The 24,861-nt window shown below is 65.8% G+C and carries 23 protein-coding genes; 1 reads left to right on the top strand and 22 read right to left on the bottom strand.

The genetic code is table 11. From position 1 onward, the window contains the following. Window positions 1–16 precede the first annotated feature (16 nt). From metK to pyrR, 12 genes are all read right to left on the bottom strand, one after another. On the bottom strand, window positions 17–1,252 hold the full coding sequence (gene metK, locus FDW84_RS04135) for a methionine adenosyltransferase (protein ID WP_240721373.1): 1,236 nt from the start codon (window positions 1,250–1,252) through the stop codon (window positions 17–19). Window positions 1,253–1,338: 86 nt separating this feature from the next. Then, entirely contained in the window at window positions 1,339–2,586 is a 1,248-nt protein-coding gene (gene coaBC, locus FDW84_RS04130) for a bifunctional phosphopantothenoylcysteine decarboxylase/phosphopantothenate--cysteine ligase CoaBC (protein ID WP_138606835.1), read from the bottom strand. 39 nt (window positions 2,587–2,625) lie between these two features. After that, entirely contained in the window at window positions 2,626–2,886 is a 261-nt protein-coding gene (gene rpoZ / locus FDW84_RS04125; RefSeq protein WP_138606833.1) for a DNA-directed RNA polymerase subunit omega, read from the bottom strand. Window positions 2,887–2,901: 15 nt separating this feature from the next. Continuing rightward, on the bottom strand, window positions 2,902–3,495 hold the full coding sequence (gene gmk / locus FDW84_RS04120; protein WP_138606831.1) for a guanylate kinase: 594 nt from the start codon (window positions 3,493–3,495) through the stop codon (window positions 2,902–2,904). A 46-nt stretch (window positions 3,496–3,541) separates the two neighbouring features. After that, a complete protein-coding gene (mihF, locus tag FDW84_RS04115; RefSeq protein ID WP_171046646.1) occupies window positions 3,542–3,859 on the bottom strand; it encodes an integration host factor, actinobacterial type in 318 nt (105 codons plus the stop codon). 110 nt (window positions 3,860–3,969) lie between these two features. Further along, window positions 3,970–4,848, bottom strand: coding sequence for an orotidine-5'-phosphate decarboxylase (gene pyrF / locus FDW84_RS04110; RefSeq protein WP_138606827.1), 879 nt, complete (start codon window positions 4,846–4,848; stop codon window positions 3,970–3,972). Then, window positions 4,841–8,155, bottom strand: a complete 3,315-nt coding sequence (gene carB / locus FDW84_RS04105) for a carbamoyl-phosphate synthase large subunit (protein ID WP_138606825.1) — start codon at window positions 8,153–8,155, stop codon at window positions 4,841–4,843. The genes pyrF and carB overlap by 8 nt, the downstream gene beginning before the upstream one ends. Then, window positions 8,155–9,423: a glutamine-hydrolyzing carbamoyl-phosphate synthase small subunit gene (carA, locus tag FDW84_RS04100; protein ID WP_138606823.1), complete on the bottom strand. Its 1,269-nt coding sequence runs from the start codon at window positions 9,421–9,423 to the stop codon at window positions 8,155–8,157. The genes carB and carA overlap by 1 nt, the downstream gene beginning before the upstream one ends. A 4-nt stretch (window positions 9,424–9,427) precedes the next feature. Next, window positions 9,428–9,946, bottom strand: a complete 519-nt coding sequence (locus FDW84_RS04095; RefSeq protein ID WP_138606821.1) for a PH-like domain-containing protein — start codon at window positions 9,944–9,946, stop codon at window positions 9,428–9,430. Beyond that, window positions 9,946–11,286: a dihydroorotase gene (locus FDW84_RS04090; protein ID WP_138606819.1), complete on the bottom strand. Its 1,341-nt coding sequence runs from the start codon at window positions 11,284–11,286 to the stop codon at window positions 9,946–9,948. Before FDW84_RS04090 ends, FDW84_RS04095 begins: the two co-directional genes overlap by 1 nt. Beyond that, window positions 11,286–12,311 (bottom strand): aspartate carbamoyltransferase catalytic subunit, encoded by a 1,026-nt coding sequence (locus tag FDW84_RS04085; protein ID WP_138606817.1) that lies wholly within the window; start codon window positions 12,309–12,311, stop codon window positions 11,286–11,288. Before FDW84_RS04085 ends, FDW84_RS04090 begins: the two co-directional genes overlap by 1 nt. Next, the gene (gene pyrR, locus FDW84_RS04080) at window positions 12,308–12,895 is read right to left on the bottom strand and encodes a bifunctional pyr operon transcriptional regulator/uracil phosphoribosyltransferase PyrR (protein ID WP_138606815.1); all 588 of its coding nucleotides are present in this window, start codon (window positions 12,893–12,895) and stop codon (window positions 12,308–12,310) included. Before pyrR ends, FDW84_RS04085 begins: the two co-directional genes overlap by 4 nt. A gap of 177 nt (window positions 12,896–13,072) precedes the next feature. Between pyrR and FDW84_RS04075 the strand changes: the two genes are divergently transcribed. Next, window positions 13,073–14,350: a PrsW family intramembrane metalloprotease gene (locus FDW84_RS04075; protein ID WP_138606813.1), complete on the top strand. Its 1,278-nt coding sequence runs from the start codon at window positions 13,073–13,075 to the stop codon at window positions 14,348–14,350. Between the two features lie 80 nt (window positions 14,351–14,430). On the opposite strand, the gene nusB is transcribed toward FDW84_RS04075, so the two are convergent. The 10 genes from nusB to alaS form a co-directional block, all read right to left on the bottom strand. Next, window positions 14,431–14,841 (bottom strand): transcription antitermination factor NusB, encoded by a 411-nt coding sequence (nusB, locus tag FDW84_RS04070; RefSeq protein WP_138606811.1) that lies wholly within the window; start codon window positions 14,839–14,841, stop codon window positions 14,431–14,433. Then, window positions 14,841–15,404, bottom strand: coding sequence for an elongation factor P (efp, locus tag FDW84_RS04065; protein ID WP_050054941.1), 564 nt, complete (start codon window positions 15,402–15,404; stop codon window positions 14,841–14,843). The genes nusB and efp overlap by 1 nt, the downstream gene beginning before the upstream one ends. Window positions 15,405–15,591: 187 nt before the next feature. Beyond that, complete coding sequence (locus FDW84_RS04060) at window positions 15,592–16,110, bottom strand: tetratricopeptide repeat protein (RefSeq protein WP_138606809.1); 519 nt, start codon at window positions 16,108–16,110, stop codon at window positions 15,592–15,594. Beyond that, window positions 16,110–17,201: a 3-dehydroquinate synthase gene (gene aroB / locus FDW84_RS04055; protein ID WP_138606807.1), complete on the bottom strand. Its 1,092-nt coding sequence runs from the start codon at window positions 17,199–17,201 to the stop codon at window positions 16,110–16,112. Before aroB ends, FDW84_RS04060 begins: the two co-directional genes overlap by 1 nt. After that, window positions 17,198–17,764, bottom strand: a complete 567-nt coding sequence (locus FDW84_RS04050) for a shikimate kinase (protein WP_240721372.1) — start codon at window positions 17,762–17,764, stop codon at window positions 17,198–17,200. The genes aroB and FDW84_RS04050 overlap by 4 nt, the downstream gene beginning before the upstream one ends. Continuing rightward, window positions 17,765–18,964, bottom strand: a complete 1,200-nt coding sequence (gene aroC, locus FDW84_RS04045; RefSeq protein ID WP_138606805.1) for a chorismate synthase — start codon at window positions 18,962–18,964, stop codon at window positions 17,765–17,767. It abuts the gene before it with no gap. Window positions 18,965–18,990: 26 nt separating this feature from the next. Further along, window positions 18,991–19,851, bottom strand: a complete 861-nt coding sequence (locus FDW84_RS04040) for a shikimate dehydrogenase (protein ID WP_138606803.1) — start codon at window positions 19,849–19,851, stop codon at window positions 18,991–18,993. Next, window positions 19,848–21,521 carry an endolytic transglycosylase MltG gene (gene mltG / locus FDW84_RS04035; RefSeq protein WP_138606801.1) on the bottom strand — a complete coding sequence of 558 codons (1,674 nt, stop codon included), beginning with the start codon at window positions 21,519–21,521 and terminating at the stop codon, window positions 19,848–19,850. The genes FDW84_RS04040 and mltG overlap by 4 nt, the downstream gene beginning before the upstream one ends. Then, complete coding sequence (gene ruvX / locus FDW84_RS04030) at window positions 21,518–22,117, bottom strand: Holliday junction resolvase RuvX (RefSeq protein WP_138606799.1); 600 nt, start codon at window positions 22,115–22,117, stop codon at window positions 21,518–21,520. Before ruvX ends, mltG begins: the two co-directional genes overlap by 4 nt. 7 nt (window positions 22,118–22,124) lie before the next feature. Then, entirely contained in the window at window positions 22,125–24,803 is a 2,679-nt protein-coding gene (gene alaS, locus FDW84_RS04025; protein ID WP_138606797.1) for an alanine--tRNA ligase, read from the bottom strand. Window positions 24,804–24,861 lie beyond the last annotated feature (58 nt).

Here is a 24,861-nt window from a genome sequence, read left to right as displayed (position 1 = left end):
CCGGCTGCCCCGAACTTTAAGCGTTGAAGAAAGCTTTCAGCTCGTCCACGCGGTCCAGGCGCTCCCAGGTGAAGTCCGGCTCGTCGCGGCCGAAGTGGCCGTGCGCCGCAGTCTTGGCGTAGATGGGCCGCTTCAGGTCGAGTGCATCGATGATGGCCCGCGGGCGCAGGTCGAAGATCTCGGCGATCGCAGCGCTGATGCGGGCAGGATCAACGGTTTCGGTTCCGAACGTCTCCACGTAGGTGCCCACAGGGCGGGCCTGGCCGATTGCATAGGCGATCTGGATTTCGGCGCGCTTGGCCAGGCCGGCAGCCACCACGTTCTTGGCTACCCAGCGCATGGCGTAAGCGGCGGAGCGGTCCACCTTGGACGGGTCCTTGCCGGAGAAGGCGCCGCCGCCGTGGCGGGCCATCCCGCCGTAGGTGTCCACAATGATCTTGCGGCCGGTCAGGCCGGCATCACCCACGGGGCCACCGATGACGAATTCGCCGGCAGGGTTGAGGATGTTCCGGGCCCGGGAGATGTCCAGGTTGGCGCCGGCCAGGACAGGTCCGATGACCACGGATGCGAGGTCCGCCCGCAACTGTTCCAGGCTTGCGCCTTCGGCGTGCTGGCTGGAGATCACCACGGTTTCGACGGACACCGGGAGGTCCTTGTCGTAGCCAACGGTCACCTGGGTCTTGCCGTCCGGGCGGAGGTAGGCCAGTTCGCCGGTCTTGCGGACTTCGGTAAGCCGTTCGGACAGGCGGTGGGCCAGCCAGATGGGCAGCGGCATGTAGGAGGGGGTTTCGTCGCTGGCATAGCCAAACATCAGGCCTTGGTCGCCTGCGCCCTGCAGGTCGTAGTCGTCCTCCTGGCGCCCTTCGCGGGCCTCCAGGGAGTTGAACACGCCGCCGGCGATGTCATTGGACTGCTGGCCGATGGAAACGGACACACCGCAGCGGGCGCCGTCGAAACCGTTGGCGGAAGAGTCGTAACCGATCCCCAGGATGGTCTCGCGCACAATCTGCGGGATTTCCACGTAGGCGTCCGTGGTGACCTCACCGGCCACATGGACCAGGCCGGTCGTGGCCATGGTTTCCACTGCCACCCGGGATTCCGGGTCCGCGGCCAGCAGCGCGTCGAGGATGGCGTCGCTGATCTGGTCGCAGATCTTGTCCGGATGGCCCTCGGTGACCGACTCGGAGGTGAAGAGCCGAAGCGCGGAAGGCGAGGCCCCGGACGTCTGGGGAAGGTGCAGCGGTAAAGTCACTTAATTACCTTACTGGTTGAAGTATGCGCGCCCGCCCGGAGACGTCGGCAGATGTCTCCGTGCTAAGCAAAGGTGTCCTGAAACACTCAGGCGCGGGGCGAAACGGAATTCAGTTCAAGGCCGATGCGGCTGATGATGGCCGCCGAAACCTCGGTCTTGGTCCCGGTCGCCTCCTGCGGCTCGGAACCGGACCGCGCCAAAATGACCACCGAGTTGTGGTCCTGGCCGAAGACTCTGTCCGTTCCCACATGGTTGACCACCAGCAGGTCACAGCCTTTGCGGTGCAGCTTCGCTTCGGCGTAGGCCAGCACGTCCCCCTGGCTGTCCCCCGTTTCGGCGGCAAAACCGACAATGAGCTGCTGCTTCTCCCCCGCTCCGGCGCCCTTCAGGTTCCTCAGCTCCACCAGTTCCTGGAGGATGTCAGGGTTCCGCACCAGCGTGATCACCGGATCGGCATGGTCATCGCGTTTCTTGATCTTGGTGTCCGAGATCTCTGCCGGGCGGAAGTCGGCAACGGCCGCTGACATGATGACGACGTCGGAATCAGCTGCCGCTGCCAGCGCTGCCTCCCGCAGCTGCAGGGCAGTCTCCACCGGCACAACCTCGACGCCGGCCGGCGCCGGTACATCCATGTGGGCTGCCAGCAGACGGACGGTTGCACCGGCGTTCCTCGCCGCTACCGCCAGGGCAACGCCCTGCTTCCCGGAGGACCGGTTCCCGAGAAACCGCACGGGATCGAGCGGCTCGCGGGTGCCGCCGGCACTGATGGTGACGGTCCGGCCGGCCAGTGGCAGCTGGAAATCCGACTGACCCTGCACAAGCGCCATGGCGGCGTCGTAGATCGCTTCCGGTTCAGGGAGCCTGCCCGGCCCGGAATCGGCCCCGGTCAGCCTGCCCGTGGCGGGTTCCAGCACGGCAGCCCCCCTGCCCCGGAGGGTTTCGACGTTCGCGCGGGTTGCCGCGTGCTGCCACATTTCAGTGTGCATGGCGGGCGCGAACAGGACCGGCCCGCGCGCCATCAGCAGGGTGTTGGTGAGGAGGTCGCCGGCCTGCCCGGTGGCAGCCTTAGCCAGCAGGTCGGCGGTCGCCGGTGCCACCACAATGAGGTCTGCCTCGTGGCCCAGGCGGACGTGGTTGACCTGGTGGACGTCGTCAAAGACGCTGTTGCTGACCGGATTCCCGGACAGGGCCTCCCAGGTGGCGGTGCCGACAAACCGGGTGGATGCCTCGGTGGGAATGACCGTGACGTGATGTCCGGCTTCAGTGAAAAGCCGGAGGAGCGATGCCACCTTGTAGGCGGCTATCCCTCCCCCGACTCCGAGGACTATGCGCACGTGACCTCCGTCAACAGCAAGTCAGGTTCAGCAGCAGGATTACTCTGCTGCTTCGATCGGCGTGGAGACCAGCTTGCCTTCGTTGATCTCACGAAGGGCGATCGAGAGCGACTTCTCGTTCAGCCTGGTGTCGACGAGCGGGCCGACGTACTCGAAGAGACCCTCGTGCAGCTGGGCGTAGTAAGCGTTGATCTGACGAGCACGCTTGGCACCGAAGATCACCAGGCCGTACTTGGAATCGGCTGCCTCGAGCAGCGAGTCGATGGGCGGGTTGATGATGCCTTCAAGGTTCGTGGACACGAATTCTCCAAATTTCTAGCGGGCTGAGGGTTCCGGCAGGTGTGGATGCGGGGTCAGCCCCATGAGTGAAACAAGCTCGTCCGCTGCCCGGCGGACGTCGTCATTGATGACGGTGTGGTCGAACTCCGGTTCAGCAGCAAGTTCCAGTTTAGCGGTTTCCAGGCGTCGCTGCTGTTCCGCGGGCGTTTCCGTGCCGCGCCCCACCAGCCGGCGCACCATTTCGTCCCAGCTCGGCGGAGCCAGGAAGACGAACTGCGCGTCCGGAACGGCCGCCTTCACCTGCCGGGCCCCCTGCAGGTCGATCTCCAGCAGCACCGAGCGTCCCTCGGCGATCGCCTGGTTCACCGTGCTCTTCAGGGTGCCGTAGGTGTTCTTGCCGTGGACCACTGCCCACTCAAGCAGTTCACCATCTGCGATGAGTCGCTCGAACTCCTCCTTCGTTTTGAAGAAGTAGTGGACGCCGTCCTGCTCGCCTGGGCGGGGAGCCCGCGTGGTGGCCGATACGGACAGCCAAACCTCGGGATAGTTGTCACGGATGTAGGTGGACACGGTGCCTTTGCCAACAGCCGTCGGACCAGCGAGGACTGTCAGTCCAGGTTTCTTGCTCACGTATTCCTTTTGCCGAAGTTCGCGGTACGGCGGGCTGCGGCCCGTCCTAGTTCTCGTCTATAAAATCTACCAGCGCCCGGCGCTGGTGGACGCCCAGGCCACGGATCCTCCGGGAGGCGGCAATCCCCAACTGGCCCATGATGGCAGCGGCACGGACCTTCCCGATGCCCGGCAGCGCCTCCAGCAGTTCCGAAACCTTCATCCTGGCCAGGGCGTCGTCCTGCAATGCCGAGTTGATGATGTCGGCGGCGGACCTCTCACCGTTCTTCAGGCTTTCCTTGGCCGCTGCGCGGGCCGCCCTGGCTGCTGCTGCCTTGGTCAGGGCCTCAGCCCGTTCCGACGCTGACAAGGGTCGCAGGACCATGGAGGACACCCCCGGATTCGGCGGATTCGTCCAAGGGCGGCCGCCCTTGGACCTGTCCTGAAACTACCCTTTGGTGCTGCCCGAATCAATGCATCCGGTGAAACGGGACGCTATTCGCCGCGGAGTCCGTCCAGTGTCCGCAGGGCCGCATCACGAAGCCCCCGCAGCCCCGGTCCAGCGGAGAGGATGTCACGGCTCGATGTGCCCAGGACCTGCGGATATGCAGCACCGAACGTGGCGCGCAGATCAGCCGGCGTGGCGCCCTGGGCCCCGAGTCCGGGTGCCAGCAGAGGGCCCCGGACGGCGGAAAGGTCGAGGTCCAGGTCGGCGATTGCCGAGCCCACGGTCGCCCCTACCACCAGGCCCACGGAACCCATGCTGTCCTGGTAACGCCCATTTTCCACTGCGGCCGCCTGGGCGATCCTCCGTGCTACTGAGTCCGCCCCCCCGACGTGCTGGACGGAGGCGCCCTCCTGGTTGGACGTAAGCGCGAGGACGAAAACCCCGCGTCCGGTGTCCGCCGCGAGGTCCAGCGCCGGCCGCAGCGACTCGAAGCCGAGGTACGGGCTGAGGGTCACCGAGTCTGCCGCAAGCGGGGAATCGTCGCGCAGCCAGGCGTCAGCGTACGCGGCCATGGTGGATCCGATGTCCCCGCGCTTGGCGTCGGCGATGGTGAGCACCGATTCGTCCCTCGCTTCCGCGAGGAGGTCCTCCAGGATTGCCATCCCGGCGGAACCGAGGCGTTCGTACAGGGCCACCTGTGGCTTAATGGCGGCAGCGAGCGGAGCCACCGCCTCCAAAACTGTAAGGGAAAAGCGCCTCAGCCCGGCGGCGTCGTCGTCAAGTCCCCAGGCCTTCAGCAGGGCCGGGTGCGGGTCGATGCCCACGCAGAGCGGGCCGCGGGCAGCCATGGCCGCGCCAAGCCGGGAGCCGAAGGGCTCCCGGCTGGCGCCTGGTACCTGCTGAGCGCCCGGTACCTGCTCAGGCATGCTGCAGGGCCGCTTTCTGGGACTCAGCCAAGGCGGCTGCGTGCTCCTGGAGGCTGGTGACGGACCATTCGTAGGTCCGCATCGCCTCAATCGCCTGGACTGCCGCGTTGAACTCGGCCACGGTGGTGATGCAGGGAATGCCGATGGACGTGGCAGCCGCGCGGAGTTCGTATCCGTCGCTGCGTGCTTCGCCGCCGGATGGGGTGTTGAAGACCATGTCGATCTCGCCGGCGATGACGAGGTCGGCGATGGTGCCTTCACCTTCGGCGCTGCTGCCTTCTGCCACCTTGCGGACCGGAGTGGCCTGGATGCCGTTGCGGCGCAGGACGTCGGCGGTGCCGCCGGTGGAGACGATCTCGAAGCCCAGGTCGGAGAGCCGCTTGACGCCCATGATCACCGAGCGCTTGTCCCGGTTCGCGACGGAGACGAAAATCTTGCCTTCGGTGGGCAGGGCATTGTTGGCGGCCGCCTGGCTCTTGGCGAAGGCGGTATCGAAGTGCTTATCGATGCCCATGACCTCGCCGGTGGAGCGCATTTCCGGTCCGAGCAGGGAGTCCACCACCTTGCCTTCAATGGTACGGAACCGGCTGAACGGCAGGACCGCCTCCTTGACGGATACGGGTGCGTCCAGGGGCAGGGAGGAGCCGTCCCCCACTTCCGGCAGCATCTTGTAGCCGGTGCGGAGCTGGTTAATGGTCACGCCGGTGCCGATCAGGGCCGCGGCCTTGGCCATCTGGACGCCGGTGGCCTTGGAGACGAACGGGACCGTCCGGGAAGCCCGCGGGTTGGCTTCAAGGACGTACAGGACATCGGAAGCCAGCGCGAACTGGATATTGATCAGCCCGCGGACTCCCACGCCTTCGGCGATGGCCCGGGTTGCCGTCCGTACGCGCTCAAGGACGTTGGTACCCAGGGTGATGGGCGGCAGCACGCAGGCGGAGTCGCCGGAGTGGATGCCGGCCTCCTCAATGTGCTCCATGATGCCGCCGAGGTACATTTCGGTGCCGTCGAAGAGGGCGTCGACGTCAATTTCGACGGCGTCCTCCAGGAAGCGGTCGATGAGCACCGGGTGGTCCGGGGTGATTTCGGTCGCGTTGGCGATGTAGCGGGACAGGTTGGGCTCGTCATAGACGATTTCCATGCCGCGGCCGCCCAGGACGTATGAGGGCCGGACCAGGACCGGGTAGCCGATCTCGTCAGCGATCTTTTTGGCGTCCTCGAAGGAGACGGCGGTGCCGTTCTTCGGCGAGGTCAGGCCGGCCTTGTCCAGGACGCGGGAGAACGCGCCGCGGTGCTCCGCAAGGTCGATGGCCTCCGGGGAGGTGCCGAGGATGGGCACGCCGGCGTCTGCCAGCTGCTGGGCAAGCTTCAGGGGCGTCTGGCCGCCGAGCTGGACGAAAACGCCCATCACGCCGCCGGTGCGCTCCTCTGCCGCGATGACCTCCAGCACGTCCTCGAGCGTCAGCGGCTCGAAGTACAGGCGGGTGGAGATGTCGTAGTCGGTGGAGACGGTTTCCGGATTGCAATTGACCATCACGGTCTCATAGCCGGCCTTGCGCAGTGCCATGGAGGCATGAACGCAGGAGTAGTCGAATTCGATGCCCTGGCCGATGCGGTTGGGGCCGGAACCGAGGATCAGGATGGAGGGCTTGGCGTGCAGCGCAACTTCGTCCTCCTCGTCGTAGGCCGAGTAGTGGTACGGCGTGTAGGCGGCGAATTCGGCGGCGCAGGTGTCAACGGTCTTGTAGACCGGGCGGATGCCCAGCGCCTGGCGGACTCCGCGGACCACAGCCTCGGAGTTGTGCGTGAGGGCACCAATCTGCTCGTCAGAGAAGCCGTGGCGCTTTGCACGCTGCAGCATTTCCTTGGTGAGCGCACCGGCCTGGCGGATTTCGCGGGAGATTTCGTTGAGGAGCTGCAGCTGGTCAAGGAACCAGGGGTCGATTTTGGTGGCCTCGAAGAGCTGTTCAACCGTGGCGCCACCCAGCAGGGCGCGCTGGACCTGGTGGAGGCGTTCCGTCGTGGGGCGCTTTGCCTTTTCAATAAGCTGAGCCACTTCCCATTCGGGAACGGAGGTGAAGTCCAGCTGGGAGCCCTTCTGCTCCAGCGACCGCAGGGCCTTCTGCAGGGCTTCGGTGAAGTTGCGGCCCATGGCCATGGCCTCGCCCACGGACTTCATGGTGGTGGTCAGGGTGTTGTCTGCCGCCGGGAACTTCTCGAACGCGAAGCGCGGCACCTTCACCACAACGTAGTCCAGCGTGGGCTCGAAGGAGGCCGGGGTCTTCTGGGTGATGTCATTCGGGATCTCGTCCAGCGTATAGCCCAGGGAGAGCTTCGTGGCGATCTTGGCGATGGCGAAGCCGGTCGCCTTGGAGGCCAACGCTGACGAACGGGACACGCGGGGGTTCATCTCGATGACGACGACGCGCCCGGTGGCGGGATCGACCGCGAACTGGATGTTGCAGCCGCCGGTGTCAACGCCCACTTCGCGGATGACGGCGATGGAGATGTCCCGCAGCCGCTGGTACTCGCGGTCGGTCAGGGTGAGGGCCGGTGCCACGGTGATCGAATCTCCGGTGTGGACGCCCACGGGGTCGAAGTTCTCGATGGAGCAGACCACCACGACGTTGTCGTTTTTGTCCCGCATCATCTCGAGCTCGTACTCCTTCCAGCCGAGGATGCTCTCTTCGAGCAGCACCTCGCTGGTGGGGCTGTACTGCAGGCCCTGGCCCACGATGCGGCGGAGGTCATCCTCGTTGTAGGCGAGGCCCGAGCCCAGGCCGCCCATGGTGAAGGAGGGCCGGACCACCATGGGGTAGCCGAGGTCGCCAGCGGCCTTCAGTGCCTCGTCCATGCTGTGGATGATGTGGCTGCGGGCAGATTCGGCGCCGCAGCGCTCCACCACGCCCTTGAACTTCTCGCGGTCCTCGCCCAGCTCGATGGCGGCGATGTTGGCGCCGATCAGCTCCACGTTGTACTTCTCGAGCACACCGTTCTTGTCCAGGGCGATGGCCGTGTTCAGGGCCGTCTGGCCGCCCAGGGTGGGCAGGACCGCGTCAGGGCGCTCCTTGGCGATGATCTTTTCCACCACCTCGGGGGTGATGGGTTCGATGTAGGTGGCGTCGGCGAACTCCGGGTCGGTCATGATGGTGGCCGGGTTGGAGTTGACCAGGATGACCCTCAGGCCCTCCTCCTTGAGGACGCGAAGCGCCTGCGTGCCGGAGTAGTCGAATTCGGCGGCCTGGCCGATGACGATCGGGCCGGAACCGATGACCAGGACGCTCTTAAGGTCAGTTCTCTTGGGCATTACTTCTTGTCCTCAGTCTTGTTTTCGTTTTTGTGTTCAGCGCCGGCGGAGTGGGCAGAGTCAACCGGGTCCTTGGACAGATTCGCGGTCCTGCCGTCCCGCGTCCCCTCCATCAAATCGATGAAACGGTCGAAAAGGTAGGCGGCGTCGTGGGGGCCTGCGGCCGCCTCGGGGTGGTACTGGACGGAGAAGGCGGGGATGTCCAGGCAGGCCAGGCCTTCCACCACATCATCGTTCAGGCTGACGTGGCTGACTTCGACGCGCCCGTAGCGTGCCTCCGGGGCCTGCGTGGCGCCGTCGAGCGGGGCGTCCACGGCGAAGCCGTGGTTCTGGGAGGTGATTTCCACCTTGCCCGTGCGGCGGTCCATCACGGGCTGGTTGATGCCGCGGTGGCCGTAGCGGAGCTTGTAGGTGCCAAAGCCGAGGGCGCGGCCCAGGATCTGGTTGCCGAAGCAGATACCGAAGTAGGGCAGTTTTTCGTCCAGGACTGACCGGAGCAGCTTGACCTGCGCATCGGCGGTGGCGGGGTCGCCGGGGCCGTTGGACATGAAGAAGCCGTCGGGATTGACTGCCTTCACGTCGTCGAGCGTGGCCGTGGCCGGCAGGACATGGACGCGGACGCCGCGCTCGGCGAACCGTACCGGGGTCATGGCCTTGATGCCGAGGTCGATTGCGGCGATGCTGAAGCGCGGGTCCCCTTCCCAGCCGTAGTCCTTCGGCTCCACCACATAGGCATTGTCCACGCTGACTTCCTCCGCCAGCCGGGAGCCCTCCATGGGGGCGCTGGCCAGCACGGCGTCGAGGAGTTCCTTGTCCGTTGCCCGGGCGGCGTCGCCGGAGAAGATGCCCGCGCGCATGGTCTTGTGCTCGCGCAGGTGGCGGGTGATCGCGCGGGTGTCCACGCCCTGGATGCCCACGATGCCCTGCTCAGCGAGTTCTTCGTCCAGGGAACGCTCGGAGCGCCAGTTGGACGGGCGGCGGGCTGCGTCGCGGACGATGTAGCCGGCCACCCAGATGCGGCGGGACTCGGCGTCGTCATTGTTGACGCCGGTGTTGCCGATGTGCGGCGCCGTCTGCACCACCAGCTGGCGGGCATAGGAGGGGTCCGTGATGGTCTCCTGGTAGCCGGTCATGCCGGTGGCGAAGACTGCTTCACCCAGGGCGGTTCCGGTGGCGCCGTAACTGGTCCCGCGGAAGATGCGGCCGTCTTCGAGAACGAGCGCCGCGGGGGCTGCCGGAGCGGCGGCGGTTGCTGTGTTTGTTGTCACTGTCTTACTTTCCACTGTTGGCGTCAGCCGCCGGGGCTGAAGAGATCAATTGGCGTAATGCTTCGAAGAGGACGTCCTTGTCCGCCGCGCGGCGGGTGCGGAAGCCGGTGTCCAGCGCGTGGGCGCCGAGAAGCCAGGCCAGCACCAGCAGGCCGTCCTTCTCCACGAACTTTCCGGCCATTCCGCTGTCCTGCCGGACATCGGTGAGGGACGTGGCGGGTATATAGAGGGCGGGAGCCCCGGAACGGTCAAAGAGGACGCCGTGCGGGTACACCGCTAGCGTTGCGTTGGTGCGGATCCCGAGGCTGTGCACGGCGATCCGGTCCAGCCAGTCGCCTGCCGTGGTGGTGGCAACATACTGCCCCTCTGCGACGGCGGTGGGCTGGCCGGGAGCCTCCGGCACCGGAGGCAGCTGTTCGACGTCGGACTGGCGGCGCAGCCTGTTGCGCCACCCGATGGCAAGGAGGACAAAGACGACGGCGACGATCGCCAGCATCGCCAGTCCGGGAAGGATTTTGTCCATCAGGCAACGCCTGCCGCAGTGGCGTCAGTGAACGCGTAGGGGGTGTTGAGTTCTCCGTTCAGGACGGTGGGGTGCCCCTTGAAGAACGTGGCCACCACCTTGCCGGGCAGCTCCCTTCCCTTGAAGGGTGAGTTGCGGCCCATGGTGGCCATCCGGAACGGGTCAACCGTCCAGCGCGCGGCGGGGTCCACCAGGATGACGTTGGCAGGTTCCCCTGCCTCCAGGGGTCGGCCCTGGTCGGCGAGGCGGCCGATCCTTGCTGCCGCCGTGGACGTGACCCGGGCGAAATCGGCCCAGGTCATGAGACCCGTTTCAATCATGGCGTGCTGGACCACTGAGAGCGCCGTTTCCAGGCCCGTCATGCCCATGGCTGCCTGCGCCCACTCGCATTCCTTGTGTTCGCTGGGGTGCGGAGCATGGTCGGTGCCCACGACGTCGATGGTGCCGTCCGCCAGGCCGGCGCGTAACGCCTCAACATCTGCATCCGTGCGCAGCGGCGGGTTGACCTTGAAGACTGGATCGTAGCTGCGGACGAGGTCGTCGGTGAGCAGCAGGTGGTGCGGCGTGACCTCCGCCGTGACGTTGATGCCCCGTCCCTTGGCCCAGCGGATGATTTCCACCGACCCTGCGGTGGAGACGTGGCAGACGTGCAGCCGGGAGCCAACGTGCTGGGCCAGCAGGACGTCGCGGGCAATGATGCTCTCCTCCGCCACTGCCGGCCACCCCGCAAGGCCCAGGACGGCCGACACGTCGCCTTCGTTCATCTGGGCGCCGGACGTGAGGCGCGGTTCCTGGGCATGCTGGGCCACCACGCCGTCGAAGGCTTTGACATACTCGAGCGCGCGTCGCATCAGCACGGGGTCGTGGACGCAGATGCCGTCGTCGGAGAACATGCGGACGCGGGCGCGGGAATCGGCCATTGCACCCAGTTCGGCGAGCTGCTCCCCTGCCAGGCCGACGGTGACGGCCCCGACCGGGCGGACGTCCACCCATCCTGCTGCGCGGCCAAGGGAGAATACCTGCTCAACGACGCCGGCCGTGTCCGCCACCGGGGTGCTGTTGGCCATCGCGTGGACGGCGGTGTAGCCGCCCAATGCCGCTGCCCGGGTTCCGGTCTCCACTGTCTCGGCGTCCTCGCGGCCGGGTTCGCGGAGGTGGGTGTGCACGTCCACCATGCCGGGCAGCGCCACCAGGCCCGCGGCGTCGATGACCGTGGCGCCCTCAGCCTGAAGGCCTGTTCCGGTTTCGGCGATGACGCCGTCACGGATCAGCAGGTCCGCCGGTTCACCGCCCAGGATGGACGCGCCGCGGATCAGGTAGGTTCCGGTGGTGGCTGCCATCAATTGCTCTCCTTGGTGGGATGGGTGCCGGCGTAGGCCAGGGCTGGGGCGGCGGCTGGTTCGCGGGTGTCCCCGGAGAGCAGCAGGTAGAGTGCGGCCATCCGGACCGACACGCCGTTGCGGACCTGGGCCAGCACGGTGGAGCGGGGGGAATCGGCGGCAGCCGCGGAAATTTCCAGGCCCCGGTTCATGGGGCCCGGGTGCATGATGATCGTGTCCTTCATGCCCAGGGTGTCCAGTGCCCGCAGCCGGTTGTCGTCGAAGCCCCAGCGGCGGGAGTATTCCCGGGTACTGGGAAAGAAGGAGGCGTTCATGCGTTCGCCCTGGACCCGGAGCATCATGACGGCATCGACTCCCTGCGCAAGGGTCTCGTCCATGTTGTAGCTGACCTTGCAGGGCCACTTTTCGACGCCGATCGGCAGCAGCGTGGGCGGCGCCACCAGGGTGACGTCGGCGCCCAGGGTGCGCAGGAGCCAGACGTTGGAGCGGGCCACGCGGGAGTGCAGGACGTCACCGGCGATGGCCACCCGCATGCCTTTGAGGTCCGTGCCCTCCGAGCCGGTGCCCGCGAGCCGCGCCCAGTGCCGGCGCATGGTGAACGCGTCCAGGAGGGCCTGCGTGGGGTGTTCGTGAGTACCGTCGCCGGCGTTAATGACGGCGGCGTCGATCCAATCGGTTGCTGCCAGCCGGTGCGGTGCGCCCGACGCCCAGTGCCGGATCACGACGGCGTCGGCGCCCATGGCGGAGAGCGTCTGGGCGGTGTCCTTGAGGGACTCGCCCTTGGAAACCGATGATCCCTTGGCGGCGAAGTTGATGACGTCTGCCGAGAGGCGCTTGGCGGCGGCTTCGAAGGAGATCCGGGTGCGGGTGGAGTCTTCGAAAAAGAGATTGACCACCGTGCGACCGCGGAGTGCCGGCAGCTTTTTGACCTCTCGGTCGCCTACGGCAGCCATTTCCTCCGCGGTGTCGAGGATGCTGATGGCGTTGGCGAGGCTGAGGTCCTCGGTGGAGAGCAGGTGCTTCACGAGCGGCCCTCGATCACTACTTCATTGACGGGGGCGCCGCCGGGGGCAGTGTCGGTTTCCTCGAGCCGGACGCGGACCTTCTCAGCGGAGGAGGTGGGCAGGTTCTTGCCTACGTGGTCCGCCCGGATGGGAAGCTCACGGTGGCCGCGGTCGATCAGAACAGCCAGCCGGACGATGCGGGGCCGGCCCAGGTCCACGAGGGCGTCCAGGGCTGCCCGGATGGTGCGGCCGGAGTACAGGACGTCATCTATCAGGACAACCACCTTGTTGTCGATGCCCGTCCTCGGCAGCTTCGTGGGGTAGGGCGGCCGGGTCCCCTGGTGGGAAAGGTCATCCCGGAACATGGTGACATCGAGCTGGCCTACGATGGCGCCAGCGTCCACCGTGTTGTCGGCGGCGGCGATTTTCTCCGCAAGCCTGCGTGCAAGCGGATAGCCGCGGCGCGGGATGCCCAAAAGAACGAGGTCCTGGGAACCCTTGTTGGCCTCGAGGATCTCATGGGCGATACGAGTGAGGGCCCGGTCAATGTCCGCCTGGCTGAGGACAACCCTGGCTGGAACCGGTGCGCTGGTGACAGAAGTCAACGCTCGTCTCCCCTTTCCCCGCCTCACAGGACGGAATTAAAAAAGGATCATGTGCGGTACAAAATTACCACACAGGGCCGCTGGCACTTCAGCCGGAAGGACGCGGTGCTGGTCACACCGGGGCGGCTCGTGGACTGAATCCTAGGAGTCCCGGCACGCCGCATCTAGGCTTTCGTTATGTCAATGCATCCGCGCCACCCCGCGTCCGGCCCGTCCGAGGATCCCTGGGAGCGGGCAACCGCGCCCCTGCCCAGTGAGGCGAACCCCAGTTGGATGGGGCACGTGCAGCCGGAAAACTACCGGCCCGCGCCCGGGCACCAGGGCAGGCCGGTGGACACGGTGGTGCCGCCGCAGGTCCAAGGAGCAGTGCTCAAGGCCGGGCGGTCCCGCAGCGGGCTGCTGGTTTTGACGCTGGGCGGCAGCGCCCTGGCCTTCCTTAGCCTTTTCCTGGTGGTGCCGTTCCTGCTGTCCGCTACGGGGACTGCGGGTTTCCTGGTGGGCTTCCTGGCCTCCCTGGTTCCCCTTTCGGTGGTGCTCCTTGCCGTGTACATCATTGACAAGTGGGAGCCCGAGCCGAAACGGCTCCTGTACTTCGCTTTTACGTGGGGCGCGGCAGTGTCCATTGCGGTGACCCTGCTCATCCAGCCCTTTTTTGTCCTGGCGTTCCAGTTTACCGATGAGGCGGACCTGCAGACCTACATGGCCACGGTCCAGGCACCCATCGTTGAGGAATTCGCCAAGTCCTTAGGCTTGCTGATTCTTCTCCTGCTCGCCAGGAAACACTTTGACGGACCAGTGGACGGCGTGGTTTTCGCGTTCACCATCGCCGGGGGTTTCGCGTTCACGGAAAACATCCTCTACTTTGGCCGGGCTATAGCCGAATCGGCAGATCCCGCCAGCAGCTTCGCCCAGGTCTTCCTCCTCCGCGGCGTCATGTCACCATTTGCCCACGCCATTTTCACCGGCACCACCGGGCTGATCATGGGCTACGCAGCCCGCCGCTGGCATACGGGCGCCTCCGTCGCCGCCTTCCTGGTGGGACTGCTGCCGGCGATGTTCCTGCATAACCGCTGGAACAGCATGGGCCAGGGCTTCCTGGTGGACTACATCATGGTCCAGGTGCCGATCTTCTTCCTTGCCATAGCCGGCATCATCCTGCTCCGGGTAGCCGAGAAGAGGCTCACCCGGCAGCGGCTCCTGGAGTATTCGGCATCGGGTTGGTTCACGCCGGCCGAGGTGGAACTCCTGGCAACGATCGGCGGTCGCCGGACCGCGCTGAACTGGGCCGGAAGCTATGGCCGGAAGAAGCAGATGAAGGAGTTCCTCAAGGCTGCAACCCATCTTGCCAACACCCGCCAGCGGATCCTCAGCGGCCGCGACGTCCAACTGCACCAGGCCGAGGAGCGCCAGCAACTGCAGCGTATCCTCGCCCTGCGCGCCGCCGTCGCCGGCTGACCTCCCGGCCCGGCGTGCACTTAAAAGCAATGAGGGGCTGGTTCCACGTCGGAACCAGCCCCTCATGCTGCTTTACGGAATTACGCGAGCAGCGAAGGCTTCAGCTGCTGCAGGCGGCCCAGAAGGCCGTTGATGAACTGCGGTGACTCGTCAGTGGAGAGCGTCTTGGCCAGAGCAACGGCCTCACTGACCGCTACGCCGTCCGGGACCTCATCGTTGTACAGGAGCTCCCAGGTGCCGATGCGCAGGATGATGCGGTCCACGGACGGCATCCGCTCGAGGCTCCAGCCCTGCGAGTAAGTCTCCAGGAACTCATCAATGGCAGCCTGCTGCGAGAGCACGCCTTCGATGATTTCCAGGGTGTAGGGATTAATGATCTGGTCAGTCTTCTCCCGGCGCGCCCGAAGCACGTCAAAGGCCGAAACCGAGCGCTGCTCGGCTTCGAAAAGAATATCCAGTGCCCTGTTACGGGCTTTGCCGCGTGCGCTCACTACTCGGTGACCCGGCCCAGGTAGCTGCCGTCACGGGTGTCCACCTTGACCTTGGTGTTGTTCTCGATGAACAGCGGGACCTGGATCTCGTAACCGGTCTCGAGGGTTGCGGGCTTCGTGCCCGCAGAGGAGCGGTCGCCCTGCAGGCCCGGCTCGGTGTAGGTGATCTCGAGGACCACGCTCGGCGGCAGTTCGATGTACAGCGGTGTGCCCTCGTGGATGGCAATGTTGACCATCTGGTTCTCGAGCATGAAGTTGGTGGCGTCGCCGACGGTCGCGCCGGAGACAGTAATTTGGTCGTAGTCGGAGGTGTCCATGAACACGAAGTCTGCGCCGTCCTGGTACAGGTACTGGTAGTCGCGGCGGTCAACGGTGGCGGTTTCGATCTTGAGGCCGGCGTTGAAGGTCTTGTCCACGACCTTGCCGGACATGACGTTGCGCATCTTGGTGCGCACGAAGGCACCACCCTTGCCCGGCTTGACGTGCTGGAATTCGATGATGTTCCAGAGCTGGCCCTCAAGCTTCAGGACCGTTCCGTTCTTGATGTCGTTAGTGGTTGCCACTGTTTCCTCTGGTTTCTCTGTCTGGTCGCGCGTCAGGCGCTATGCCGGCGGACAGGCCAAACGGACTGCCAGCGCGTGTTTGTCAAAAATCGGGTGGGTAAAAATCCAAAGACCATTCTACCGGTAAATCGGCAGCGCCATCCTGCAGCGGCCTCAGGCAGGGTTGCGGGAATGTCTGTTGGCAGGCTCAGCAGGCCAGTTCCAGGACGTCGCGGGCACGCTGGAGGGCCACAGTGGACGAGTAGATCTGTGCCGCGTCCGCGGACTGGGCCACCCGCAGGTCCAGTGCACGGGCGAACGATTCCACCGCCGCGCTCATCTGGCCGGCGCTGTACTGGGTCTTGCCGAGGAACTGCCACACCAGGGCCTCCCGGGGCGTGCCCTGCACCTCGGCCAAAAGCTGTCGGAACAGCTCCACGGCGCGGTCCAGGCGGTTCGAAACGCGGAGCACTTCGGCTTCGAACGTGCGCAGCCGGAAGGATTCCGGGTCCTTGAACCGGGCTTCGGCGAGCAGTTCGGCGGCCTCGGACGCGTGACCTTCCACCAGCAGCACGAAGATGTGGTCTGCGGGATCGGTGGACGTCGCCAGCGCCTCCCGGCAGGCTTCAGCGTTCACGATCTCCGGCAGCAGCGACTCCGGGTTGATGCGGATGCCCGGGAAGCCGGCCTCGGGCCAGTCGGCTGTTCCTTCCATGTCGCCGTGCATCAGGAGGCAATTTCCTGGTAGGCGGCGAACAGCAGCGAGGTGTCCGGAACGTCCAGCATCCCCGGCTTGCCGACACCGTCCAGAACCACGAAGCGGAGCAGGTCACCGCGGGACTTCTTGTCCCGGCGCATCCCGTCAAGCAGCCCCTGCCAGCGGTCCCGCCGGTAGGTGACCGGAAGCCCGAGGCCCTCGAGGATGCTGCGGTGCCGGTCGGCGTCGGCATCGCTGAGCCGCCCCACGCTGCGGGCGAGTTCGGCGGCAAACATCATGCCCACGGAGACAGCAGCCCCGTGCCGCCAGGAATAGCGCTCCACCAGCTCGATGGCGTGGCCCAGCGTATGCCCGTAGTTGAGGATTTCGCGCAGCCCGGATTCCTTCAGGTCCTCGGAGACTATCTTCGCCTTCACGGAGATGGCCCGCTCAATCAGTTCGCGCACCACCGCCGACTGCGGATCGAGCACTGCCGCGATGTCCTTCTCCACGAGGTCAAGGATGGCGGGGTCGGAGATGAAGCCGCACTTGATGACTTCCGCCATGCCGGAAATGAGCTCATTCCTGGGCAGTGTATTGAGTGTGTCCAAATCCGCAAGCACGCCGGCGGGCGGGTGGAAGGCGCCGACGAGGTTCTTGCCTTCGGCGGTGTTGATCCCGGTCTTGCCGCCAACTGCGGCGTCCACCATGGCCAGGAGGCTGGTGGGCATGTGGATGACCTTCACTCCGCGCAGCCAGGTGGCGGCCACAAAACCGGCAAGGTCGGTCACGGCGCCGCCGCCGACGGCAACTATGGCGTCAGAGCGGGTGAAGTCGTTCTGTCCCAGGACCTGCCAGCAGAAGGCGGCCACCTGGATGTGTTTGCCTTCTTCGGCGTCGGGAATTTCAGCCGTCAGTGAGGTGAACCCTGCAGCGGCCAGCTCATCGCGGACCGTGTCACCGGTCATGCGCAGGGCGCGCGGATGGATTACCAGCACCCGGCGCACGCGCTCCCCCAGCAGGCCGGGAAGGTCGCCCAGCAGCCCTCGGCCGACGACGACGTCGTAGTTCTCGGCGGTGGAACCGCCGGTGATGCTGATGACTGTTGATTCGGTGCTCACTTTTCAACTTCCTGTTGGGCAGCTGCGTACTCGCGCAGTGCTGCTTCGAGCCGCGCGCCAAGCTCGGCGACCGAGCCGTGGCGCACGTCCAGGGTGATGTCTGCCAGCCGTTCATAGACCGGCCTTCGGGTGGCGAACATGGCGGTCCAGCGTCCCATGGCGTCCCCAGCCAGCAGCGGGCGCCCGGAGTTCCGGGCAATGCGGGAGGCGACGGTTTGGGCATCACACTCGAGGTACACCACGGTACAGCGGCTGATGAGCTGCTGTGTGCCGGAGTCCAGCACCGCTCCCCCGCCCAGGGAGATAACGGTGGCAGTGTTGTCCGCTGCCTCGACGGCGTCGGCTACAGTCCTTGCCTCGATCTCACGGAACGCATGTTCACCGCGGCCGGCGAAGATGTCGGAGATGGAGCCGTGGCCTGCGACGATCACGGCGTCAGTGTCCACGAACGGTACTCCAAGCTGATGGGCCAGCTGCTGCCCGATAGCCGATTTTCCAACCGCCATGGGCCCGATCAGGACGATGGGCCTGCCCACAGGTATGGTCTTGCTGCTGGCGGGCACTTACTGGCCAATCGAGTCCAGGGATTCCGGAATGCTGTCCAGGTAACCCTTGATGTTCCGCGCTGTTTCCGCGATGGAGTCGCCGCCGAACTTTTCGGTGACAGCCTCGGCCAGTACCAGCGCCACCATTGCCTCGGCCACCACCCCGGCAGCCGGGACGGCGCAGACATCCGAACGCTGGTGATGTGCCTTGGCGGGCTCTCCGGTGCTGACGTCGATGGTCCTCAATGCGCGGGGCACCGTGGCGATGGGCTTCATGGCCGCGCGGACCCGCAGTACGTCCCCGATGCTCATGCCGCCTTCGATGCCGCCAGCGCGGTTGCTGGCGCGCACGATGCGGCCGTCGGCATCCCGGACAATTTCGTCGTGGGCGGCGGAACCACGGCGCGCGGCGGTCAGGAAACCGTCACCCACCTCCACGCCCTTGATGGCCTGGATTCCCATCAGGGCGGCGGCCAGGCGGGAGTCAAGCCGGCGGTCCCAATGGACGTAGCTGCCCAGTCCCGGCGGGAGGCCGTAGGCGAGTACCTCAACCACCCCACCCAGGGTTTCGCCTTCCTTGTGGGCGGCGTCCACCTCCGCAACCATGGCGTCGGAGGTTTCGCGGTCGAAGCAGCGCAAGGGATCCGCGTCCAGGGCCAGGACGTCGCCGGGTGCAGGCAGCGGACGGCCTTCGGGTACGGTGACGCTGGCGATGCTGACGGTGTGGCTGACCAGCTCGATGCCGAGGTGCTTCAGGAACTGCGCTGCCACAGTGCCCATGGCAACACGGGTAGCAGTCTCGCGGGCGCTGGCGCGTTCCAGGACGGGCCGCGCTTCACTGAAGCCGTACTTCTGCATGCCGGTAAAGTCTGCGTGGCCCGGGCGGGGGCGGGTCAGCGGTGCGTTGCGGGCCTGGTCTGCAAGCAGTTCCGGATCCACCGGGTCCGCGGACATGATCTGCTCCCACTTGGGCCACTCGGTGTTGCCCACCTGGATAGCCACGGGGCCGCCTTGGGTCAGGCCGTGCCGGACGCCCCCCAGGATGGTGACGACGTCCTGCTCGAACTTCATCCGTGCACCGCGCCCGTATCCGAGGCGGCGCCGGGCCAGGGAGTCTGCGATGTGCCCGCTGGTGATTTCAACACCGGCGGGGATGCCTTCGATAATTCCCGTCAGAGCCGGACCATGGGATTCACCGGCAGTCAACCAACGCAACATATTTTCCATCCTGCCACGTATGGCGGTCACAACACCCGTCGGGGAAGCCCGACTGCGTCACACATCACATCTATGACAGATGCATTAACTTCCTCATCCAGCCGGGTGAACAGGCGTACCTGTTCCACCGCTTGGTACAGCAGCATTTCGAGTCCGGGCACCACTGTTCCGCTGCCTGCCTGCCAAACGGAGGCAATAAGGCTTGGCCAGGGGTCGTAGGCCACGTCCAGCAGCACACCCGGAGTGCTGGTCTTCAGGGCTGCCATCCCGGCGGCCAGTCCATCCGCCGCTCTTGGCGGGAGGGTGGATATGACGACGTCGGCTCCCGCGGCGGGGCGGGCAGCGTCAGCCAGGTTTCGGACTTCCAGTTCAACGCCCAGGCTTCCGGCAGCCGCGCAGACTTCCCCGGTGCGGGACGTGTCCCGGACGAAGACCGTTACATGGCCGGCACCCAGTTGCTGGAGTGCGGCCACTGCTGAAGCCGCGGTTCCACCGCCGCCAAGGACCACGGCAGAGGGCGCTGCGGCAACACCGGCGTGGCGGAGCGAACTGACGATCCCGGCAACGTCCGTGTTGGAACCAACAGTGCGGGTACCGGTTGGATGTTCTTCGAACGTGACGGTGTTGACCACACCCAGGGTTCCCGCCACGCCGCGGACCTCGTCCACCTGCCCAAGCATCGCCGTTTTGAGCGGCATCGTGACGGACAGTCCGCGCCAGCCGGGCTGGTCGCGGATCTGCCCCATCAGGGCCGGCAGCAGGTTTTCTGTTACGTCAATGGCCGTGTAGCTCATACCGATTCCCAGCCGGCCGTAGGCAGCAAGGTGCAGCGCCGGGGACTTGGAATGGCTGATCGGGTGGCCGAGGACGGCAGCCCGAAGGCTCACGTGCAACGTCCGGCGTTGGCCCTGCACCACTCGTTGTACTGCTCAACATAGCCGTTGTGCTCAGCGAGCGTCTTGGAGAACTTGGTCTCCTTGGTGTCCAGGTTGATGGTCACCCAGTACAGGTAGTCGTTGGACTTCGGCTTGGCGGCAGCATCAATTGCCGTTTTCCCAGGAGAACCGATGGGTCCTGGCGGCAGTCCAGGATTCGCATAGGTGTTGTACGGGTTCGACTTGTCCTGCCGCTGTTCATCCGTGAAGTTGTAGCTCTTGGTGCCCAGGCCGTAGGTGACCGCCGAGTCCACCTGCAGGAAGCCGCCGGTCTGGTCGTTGGGCTTCAGCCTGTTGTAAATGGCCCCGGCCACATCCCCGTACTCGGCCTGGCCGCCTTCGGCCTGCACGATGCTTGCCACGATCACGGCCTCGTACTGCTTGGCGGGGTCGGTGATCCCCTGGGCCACGAGTTCATCCGTGGTGGTCTTGACCAGTGCCTGGAGGATGTCCTTTGCCGGCGTCCCCAAGGGGAAACGGTGCTCGCCCGGAGCCAGGTACCCTTCCAGGTTCTTGGCACTGGCGGGCAGCCCGAACTGGGCCGGCTTGTCGCTGAGCGCCTTTAAATCCTGGATGGAGATGCCGGACCCCTGGGAGATCGCCTGCAGCGATTCGCCGATCCGCAGTCCGGCGCTCAGGGCGAAGTAGATAACCTTTTCCTGGTCCTTGCCGAGCAGGACGTTCACGGCGTCGGAATTCTTCATCTCGTTCCTGAACTTGTAATCCCCCGGGGCCAGCGTCCCGCCGGATGCGCTGAAGCTCTGCAGGAAGGTGTCAGCATTCGCTACCACACGTTCGTTCTCAAGCTTGGACGCCACCGAGCGGGCGCCTTCACCGTTTTCAACGGTCAGCACGACCTCGCCCGTGCCGGGTCCCGGGAAGTCTTCGGGTTTACTGCTGCCAAGCAGCGGCTTCAGGAACTGCGCTCCGACTGCAACGGCCGTGACGAAGACGGCGAGGGTCAGGAAAAGCGCCAGTAGCCGACGGCGGCGGCGGACTTTTTTGGACGGCTTGGCCACTACAGTTGCCGCGGAGGCGCCTGGAAGGAAATCGTGGTGCCCGCCGGTCTGATAGCTGCCGTGATGCGCTTCACTGTGGTGGAGGTCTTCGTGCTGGTTATCCCCGTGCTGACCGCTGTCCTGGTACTGGGCTTCTTCATAGGCATCGTCGTGGTGCGCACCCTCCGGATAGCCGGCGTCGGCATAGTGAACGTCCTCCGTGTAGGGCGTCTCACCTGTGTGACCGTGGTGCGCCAGCATGGGCGCAGCGTAGGCGGCGTCCACGTCCCCGTGGCGCGGGTCCTGGTACTGCAGGGCGTCCCCGCGGCCCACGTCGTCCGGCCGGGACTGCTGGATGGAGGGTGGGGCAGCAGGCGCTGCCGGTATGGACTGCTCCTCCCGGGCACCGTTCCCGCCTGCGGCAGCGTCTTCCTGACCGGCAGTTGAAGGAGCCCCGGCGGGCGGCGGGGGAACATCATGGCCCGTTTCGTAGGCCTGCTCGGGAACGGCGTCGTGGTCCCCGGTGTGGGTCTTTTCCCGGGCACGGAGTTCCTTGCGGGTCAGCTGTCTGGCTGCCCCGGCGTGCAGCGGACCGGAAGCGTCGTCAATGTTGGCAGGGCTCACTGTTGCCTTCCATTATCTGAAGATCGGGCCGTGTCACCTGTGGCGGCATGAACAGAACCATCCTGTCCGCTGCCTCCCAGGTCCACGGAAGGGGCTGGCGGCGTCACGCGTGAGCCGACGTCCGCTCCCCTGGCTTTCTGCATGTCGATGGCGTGCTGAAGGATACCTGCCGCCGCGACCTGATCAACCACTTTACGGTGGTTCCTGCTGCTCATGCCAGCTTCGTGCAGGCTCCGGTGCGCCGTGACGCTGCTGAGGCGCTCGTCCACGAGGTTCACGGGCACCGCAAGGGCGCGTGCTGCCAGCTCTGCGGCCAACTGCTGCGCGTAGTCCCTGGCCATCTCCGCAGAGGACCGTTCTTCACCCTTCATGGTCCGGGGCAGCCCAACGATGACCTGCACCGCGCCAAGTTCCTCGACCAGGTTTGCAATCACCCGTATGTCCGAGTTCTTCTTCGCGTTGCGGTCCAGGGTTTTGTACGGGGTGGCAAGGATGGAGTCGCGGTCGCACACGGCAACCCCCACCCGGACGGTACCGACGTCCACCCCCAATTTGATGCCCTGGGGGTAGGCGCCGGCAGCTGCAGGATCGGTCATGGGAAGATCAGCGCCGTGAGATGGCATCGACGACGGCGGCCAGCGCCTGCGCGGTCTTGCCGGCGTCGGTTCCGCCGCCCTGGGCGACGTCGTCCTTGCCGCCGCCGCCCCCGCCGAGGATGCCGGCAGCGAGGCGGACCAACGCTCCGGCTTTGACTCCGGCTTCCCGCGCGGCCTCGTTCGTGGCCACCAGGATGACGGGACGGTCATTGGCGACGCCTGCCACTGCCACCGTTGCCGGTGCCGATCCCAGCCGGTTCCTCAGGTCCAGGGCGAGTCCGCGGATATCGTCGGCACCATTGACCTGGCCGGCGTCATGGGCGATGACGCTGACACCGCCGGCATCCTTGGCAGAGTTGACCAGCTGGGCGGCCGAGGCGGCCAGCTGCTCCTTGCGCAGCCGGTCAAGTTCCTTCTCGGTGGCCTTCAGCTTCGCAAGGGTGGCGGCAATCCGTCCGGCCAGCTGGCCGGACGGGACCTTCAGCATCTCGGTCAGCTCGGTAACCAGGGCCCGTTCGGCCGCCAGGTGGCGGAATGCATCCATGCCGACGAAGGCCTCCACGCGGCGGTTTCCGGAACCGACTGACTGTTCGCCCAGGAGCGACAGGCTGCCAATCAGCGAGGTGTTGGACACGTGCGTTCCGCCGCACAGCTCGCGGGACCACGCGCCGTCGATCTCCACCACGCGCACTTCGTTGCCGTAGTTCTCGCCGAAGAGCGCCATGGCGCCCAGGGCCTTGGCCTCTGCCAGCGCCATCACCTTGGTCTCCACCGCATAGTTGTTGCGGATGGCAAGGTTGGAGACTTCTTCAATTTCCGAGCGGGTTGCCGTGCTCAGGCCCTCGCCCCAGGCGAAGTCGAAGCGCAGGTAGCCGGCCTTGTTGAAGGAGCCTCGCTGGGTAGCCTCCGGCCCAAGGATCTGATGGAGTGCCGCGTGCACAATGTGCGTACCCGTATGGGCCTGCTCGGCAGCATGCCGGCGTTCACGGTCGACGGCGGCGCGGACCAGAGAGTCCGCCCCGATTTCGCCTTCCCGCACGATGGCCTTGTGGACGCTCAGGCCCTTCAGCGGGCGCTGCACGTCAAGGACCTCCACAACGAACCCGTCCCCGGTGATCAGGCCGGTATCTGCCGCCTGCCCGCCGGCTTCGGCGTAGAACGGCGTTTCCGCCAGGACAAGCTCGATTTCGTCGCCGGTGGCGGCCTGCTGCACCGGCCGGCCTCCGGACAGGAGGCCGCGGACGCGCGATTCGGCGTCGAGCTCGGTGTAACCGGTAAAGACGGTCTCACCCTGGGTGAGGATTTCCTGGAAGGCGCTGAGGTCGGCATGGCCGCCCTTCTTTCCCTTGGCATCTGCCTGGGCGCGCTGGCGCTGCTCCTGCATGAGGCTGCGGAAAGCAGCCTCATCGACCTCGAGCCCGGCTTCCTCGGCCATCTCGAGCGTGAGGTCGATCGGGAAGCCGTAGGTGTCGTGCAGGGTGAAAGCGTCTTCGCCGGACAGCGGCTTGTTCGCAGCCTTGGACTCCTTGACGGCGTCCTCCAGGCGGGCCGTACCGGAAGCGATGGTGCGCAGGAACGCCTTTTCTTCGGCGTAGGCGATGCGGCTGATGCGGGCAAAGTCAGTGTCCACCACGGGGTAGACGCCCTTCATGGCGTCCCGGGAGGCCGGCAGCAGCTCCGGCAGGCACGCCTGCTCGACGCCCAGGAGCCGCATCGAGCGGACGGCGCGGCGGATCAGGCGGCGCAGGACGTAGCCGCGGCCTTCGTTGGAGGGGGTCACGCCGTCGGAAATCAGCATCAAAGCCGAGCGGATGTGGTCGGCGACCACGCGCATCCGCACGTCGTCTGTGTGGTGGGGGTCGTCGTCGGACTCTGCGGAGGTGTACTCCTTGCCGGAGAGTTCGGCAGCCTTGTCGATGACCGGGCGGACCTGGTCCGTCTCGTACATGTTCTCGACGCCCTGCAGGATCATGGCCAAGCGTTCCATGCCAAGGCCGGTGTCGATGTTGCGCTTGGGCAGTTCGCCCACAACGTCGAAATCTTCCTTCGAGCGGACGTTTTCGATCTGGTACTGCATGAACACGAGGTTCCAGATCTCGATGTAGCGGGTCTCGTCTGCCAGCGGACCGCCCTCCACGCCGTAGTCAGGGCCGCGGTCGTAGTAGATCTCGGAGCAGGGGCCGGCAGGGCCGGGCTGTCCGGTGTGCCAGTAGTTGTCCGACTTGCCCATCTTCTGGATGCGCTCTGCAGGCACGCCGGTGTTCTTGAGCCACAGTTCCTTGGCTTCGTCGTCCTCTTCGTAGACGGTGACCCAAAGCCGTTCCGGCGCAAGCCCGTAACCGCCGTCGTCAACGCTCCTGGTGAGCAGCTCCCAGGCGAACTTGACGGCGTCTTCCTTGAAGTAGTCGCCGAAGGAGAAGTTGCCGCACATCTGAAAGAAAGTGCCGTGGCGGGCAGTCTTGCCCACTTCCTCGATATCGCCGGTGCGGATGCATTTCTGCACGCTTGTGGCACGGGAGTAGGGAGCTTCTTCGCGGGCGGTGAGGTAGGGAATGAACGGCACCATGCCGGCAACCGTGAACAGCAGCGAGGGGTCGCTGGAGACCAGCGACGCGGAGGGAACCGCGGTGTGGCCCTTGCTGACAAAAAAGTCCACCCAGCGCTTTGTGATCTCCTGCGACTTCATGAGCTGTCTACTTACCCTTCTTGCTCCGCGCATTGTCTGCGGCACGGAGGTTCTTTCG

This window comes from Pseudarthrobacter sp. NamE5 (assembly GCF_005796225.1).
In the GTDB taxonomy this organism is placed as follows: domain Bacteria; phylum Actinomycetota; class Actinomycetes; order Actinomycetales; family Micrococcaceae; genus Arthrobacter.
This window is presented reverse-complemented; position numbering and strand designations above follow the sequence as displayed.

What these genes read in the sequence shown, in the direction of transcription:
- mihF (WP_171046646.1), bottom strand. Translation starts at nt 3,859, where the DNA reads ATGGTCCTGCGACCCTTGTCAGCGTCGGAACGGGCTGAGGCCCTGACC.
- pyrF (WP_138606827.1), bottom strand. Translation starts at nt 4,848, where the DNA reads ATGCCTGAGCAGGTACCGGGCGCTCAGCAGGTACCAGGCGCCAGCCGG.
- carB (WP_138606825.1), bottom strand. Translation starts at nt 8,155, where the DNA reads ATGCCCAAGAGAACTGACCTTAAGAGCGTCCTGGTCATCGGTTCCGGC.
- FDW84_RS04095 (WP_138606821.1), bottom strand. Translation starts at nt 9,946, where the DNA reads ATGGACAAAATCCTTCCCGGACTGGCGATGCTGGCGATCGTCGCCGTC.
- FDW84_RS04090 (WP_138606819.1), bottom strand. Translation starts at nt 11,286, where the DNA reads ATGGCAGCCACCACCGGAACCTACCTGATCCGCGGCGCGTCCATCCTG.
- FDW84_RS04075 (WP_138606813.1), top strand. Translation starts at nt 13,073, where the DNA reads ATGTCAATGCATCCGCGCCACCCCGCGTCCGGCCCGTCCGAGGATCCC.
- FDW84_RS04060 (WP_138606809.1), bottom strand. Translation starts at nt 16,110, where the DNA reads ATGCACGGCGACATGGAAGGAACAGCCGACTGGCCCGAGGCCGGCTTC.
- aroC (WP_138606805.1), bottom strand. Translation starts at nt 18,964, where the DNA reads ATGTTGCGTTGGTTGACTGCCGGTGAATCCCATGGTCCGGCTCTGACG.
- ruvX (WP_138606799.1), bottom strand. Translation starts at nt 22,117, where the DNA reads ATGACCGATCCTGCAGCTGCCGGCGCCTACCCCCAGGGCATCAAATTG.
- alaS (WP_138606797.1), bottom strand. Translation starts at nt 24,803, where the DNA reads ATGAAGTCGCAGGAGATCACAAAGCGCTGGGTGGACTTTTTTGTCAGC.